This window comes from Rhizobium ecuadorense (assembly GCF_001187535.1).
In the GTDB taxonomy this organism is placed as follows: domain Bacteria; phylum Pseudomonadota; class Alphaproteobacteria; order Rhizobiales; family Rhizobiaceae; genus Rhizobium; species Rhizobium ecuadorense.
In genome coordinates, this window is the sequence record NZ_LFIO01001219.1 from 1 (window position 1) to 323 (window position 323).

Genomic DNA, 323 nt, shown 5'->3' on the forward strand with positions numbered 1-323 from the left:
GGACAAAGGCCTGGAACCGCGTCGCTCCGTCGATCCGCGCCGCCTGCTCGAGCTGCACCGGGATGTTGTCGTAGAAGCCCTTGAGGAGCCAGATTGCCAGCGGCAGGCCGAATGTGAGGTAGGTGAGAATGAGCGATCCATGCGTGTTCACCAGCCCGATCGCGCGCATCAGGATGAAGAGCGGCACGAGAAAGATCACAGCCGGAAACATATTGCGAAGCAAGACGGCGAAGAACAGAAAGTTCCGGCCCGGGAAGGTGAAGCGCGAAAACGCGTAGGCCGCAGGAACCGCCACGATCACCGAAAGGATGGTCGTGGCAGGC

The 323-nt window shown here is 61.0% G+C and carries 1 protein-coding gene; it reads right to left on the bottom strand.

Annotated features, from left to right (window positions below; all coding sequences use genetic code 11):
* A partial coding sequence (locus tag AF337_RS25730; RefSeq protein WP_152971187.1) for a carbohydrate ABC transporter permease occupies positions 1-323 on the bottom strand: 323 nt, incomplete at both ends.